Source organism: Vibrio sp. V08_P9A1T1, from assembly GCF_963874405.1.
In the GTDB taxonomy this organism is placed as follows: Bacteria; Pseudomonadota; Gammaproteobacteria; order Enterobacterales; family Vibrionaceae; genus Vibrio; species Vibrio anguillarum.
Map to the genome: position 1 here is coordinate 1 of NZ_CAWNIB010000193.1, position 3068 is coordinate 3068.

General features: G+C 45.8%; 3 protein-coding genes. 1 reads left to right on the forward strand and 2 read right to left on the reverse strand.

What is annotated here, in order from left to right:
- Window positions 1–258 precede the first annotated feature (258 nt).
- The gene (locus AACT21_RS08285) at window positions 259–1149 is read left to right on the forward strand and encodes a YvcK family protein (protein WP_013857260.1); all 891 of its coding nucleotides are present in this window, start codon (window positions 259–261) and stop codon (window positions 1147–1149) included.
- Here AACT21_RS08285 and luxU read toward each other — a convergent pair.
- Window positions 1146–1484, reverse strand: a complete 339-nt coding sequence (gene luxU, locus AACT21_RS08290; protein ID WP_013857261.1) for a quorum-sensing phosphorelay protein LuxU — start codon at window positions 1482–1484, stop codon at window positions 1146–1148. The genes AACT21_RS08285 and luxU overlap by 4 nt on opposite strands.
- Before the next feature lie 4 nt (window positions 1485–1488).
- The gene (gene luxO, locus AACT21_RS08295; protein WP_026028983.1) at window positions 1489–2895 is read right to left on the reverse strand and encodes a quorum-sensing sigma-54 dependent transcriptional regulator LuxO; all 1407 of its coding nucleotides are present in this window, start codon (window positions 2893–2895) and stop codon (window positions 1489–1491) included.
- Window positions 2896–3068: the final 173 nt, after the last annotated feature.

The window sequence follows — 3068 nt, forward strand, 5'->3', positions numbered from 1 at the left end:
GTATTAGACCACTGGCTTAACCACCCTATCTCACAAAAATGAGACTTAGCCAGTTAAGCTCGGAGCTATGGCAGCCGTTGAGGTAGTATAATTAACTATCTCTACAGCAGCTGATAAGTAAAATACTTAATATTAGTAAGTGATTCTACCCTTATCGTAAAAAAAAAGAGTCCATTACCCAATTTACCTCCTAATGAGTATGGGTTGTGAACAAGCTGATTTAAATTGTAGTTAATTATTAAAAAATAAGAAGAACAGATGACTCTATACACTTCAAAGAAAGTCGTCGCCATTGGCGGAGGACATGGGCTTGGACGCATGCTAGCGGCGTTAAAAGATTTTGGCTCCAATGCGACAGGGATTGTAACCACCACAGATAACGGCGGTTCCACTGGGCGCATTCGCCACTGCCAAGGTGGCATTGCATGGGGCGATACACGTAACTGTATCAACCAGTTGATCACTGAGCCTTCCATCAGTTCGATGATGTTTGAATATCGCTTTAAAGGTGCGGGAGAACTCAATGGCCATAATCTCGGTAATTTGATGCTGACTGCATTAGATAACCTATCTGTGCGCCCTTTAGACGCGATCAACTTGATCCGCAACATGCTCAAAGTCGATGTTAATATTTTACCTATGTCAGAGCATCCTTCTGATCTTAGTGCACTTTCTATGGATGGTCACTGGGTCACGGGTGAAACGAACGTGGACGAGATGACGGAAGATTTAAGGCGCTTAGATTTATCACCTGAAGTGCCAGCAACCAAAGAAGCCATACTCGCCATCAGTGCAGCAGACTGCATCATCCTTGGCCCGGGAAGCTTTCTCACCAGTGTGATGCCACCACTACTGCTGCCCGAAATTGGCAATGCCATTGAGCAAAACGTAAAAGCAAAGCTGATTTTTGTTGAGAACTTGTCTCCCGAGCAAGGACCTGCTGGTCGCATGTCGCTACGGCAGAAATTGGAATGGTGTGAGCGCGCCTGCCACGCGCGAAAAATCGATGTGGTGATCGGCGATACACCACATCCGGAGCTGGCTGAACACTGGCATTGTGTCACTACAGAGCTAGCATCATCCAATCGTGACTGGCGGCACGACCGAGTTAAACTTCAAAAAGCCATTGAGAATCAACTCACAAGCTAATCCATCAAGTGGCAGTAGCAACGATGCGTCTCTTCGATAAGAGCGCGCATCGCCGCCACTTCTTCAGCCTCATCAAAAATGCAGTTTGCCTTTCCTTTGCTATCGATATCCACCGCTTTAGCGCACAGTTTATCCGCACCAAAGCTGGCGGCACTGCTTTTTAGAGCATGGCTGATGTCTTTTAAATATTCGATTTTATCCGGCAGATTTTGATCAGCTAGCTTCTGTGTATAGGCGCTCAGCTCGCTGAGAAAAATATCGAGCAATATTGGCACATTCTCTTCTCCAATTTCTTGGGCCAAATGCGCAATTTTGTTTTTATTGATCAGTTCCATATCTCTATGAGTTCTCTCTACTGTTCCACGCTTGAAGCTTGCGGTAGATCGTTGAAGGGCTAACGTCTAAATAACTGGCTGCTTTAGGAATATTACCATCACACGCTTCTATCGCTTGTTCGATGGCTTGCTTTTCCGTCATCCATAAAGGAAAAATATCGTGCACGGTTATATTTTCCTTGCGCGTTTCCGTCGTTAGGTTTGCTAATCGGATCTTGTTATCCACGACTTGATTTAGCGGTGGCGGTAACATGCTCAGTTCGATCTCGTTGCCGTGGTTCAATACCACCACATTCCGCAACACGTTTTGCAGTTGACGCACATTACCCGGCCATTCATAGCGCGTAAAACGCTCCACAACCTCTGGCGCTAAGCGGACAAAACCTTTGCCTTCTTCTTTAGACATAAAGCCGAGCAAAGAGTAAGCAATTTCAATAACGTCATCGCCTCGCTCGCGTAGCGGTGGTAAATGCAATGGGATCACATAAAGACGATAGTACAAATCTTCACGAAAACGACCCTCTTGTACCTCTTTCCATGGATCGCGGTTGGTAGCGCAGACAAAACGAACATCGACACTTTTCATCTTCGATGAGCCCACTTTCTGGAATGTGCCCGTTTGGATAAAGCGCAACAGCTTGGTCTGCAAATCCAAATCCATTTCACACAGTTCATCCAAAAACAGTGTGCCGCCATCAGCCAACTCGGCTGCGCCTTGGCGATCGGTCGCTGCGCCAGTAAATGCGCCTTTCACGTGGCCAAAGAGTTCACTCTCTATTAAGTCTTTAGGAATGGCGGCGCAGTTAATCGCAATGAAGGGTTTATCGCCACGTTTACTGGCCGCATGAATCGCTTCTGCGCACACCTCTTTACCCGTACCACTTTCGCCAGTAATAAAAATACTGGCTTTACTGGAGGCCGCTGAGTCAATGGTTCGATAGACTGATTGCATGGTTTGACTGCTGCCGATAAAACCTTGGTAGTTCTGATTACCCGGGTTACCAGCCTCATTTTTTAGTTTGCTAGCTTTACGTATGGCGTTGTTAACCGTGACGCGCAAGCGGTCTGCTTCACAAGGTTTGATCAAGAAATCTTGGGCACCGTGACGCATCGCTTCCACTGCGGTATCGATCGAACCATGAGCGGTCATGAATATCACTGGCACATTGGGGTAGTGACTTTTCACAGCATGTAAAACGTCCATGCCCGTCATATCGGGTAATCGAAGATCCAGCAATATGAGGTCCGGCTCTCGGTGAGCTAAACTCTCTATCGCATCACGACCTGTACCAACAATATTGATATCGATTTCAAGGGGGGTGAGGTATGAACGATACAGCGCCGCAACGGAAGCCGTATCTTCCACCATCAAAAGATATTTAGCCTTTTGTAGAGAAAAGTCAGGTTGCATATTCTAGCCATTATTATTTTGCACTTTGCCTTAACTATTGCATTAAGGTTCGCATTTTGCAAAATAAAATAACAAAAAGGCACTAATTCGTTAGTTAATAGCCCTTTTTGCATAAAATTAATTGGCACGATATGTGCTCTATTCAATATGACCCTTAGGGGTCACCTAGCCAA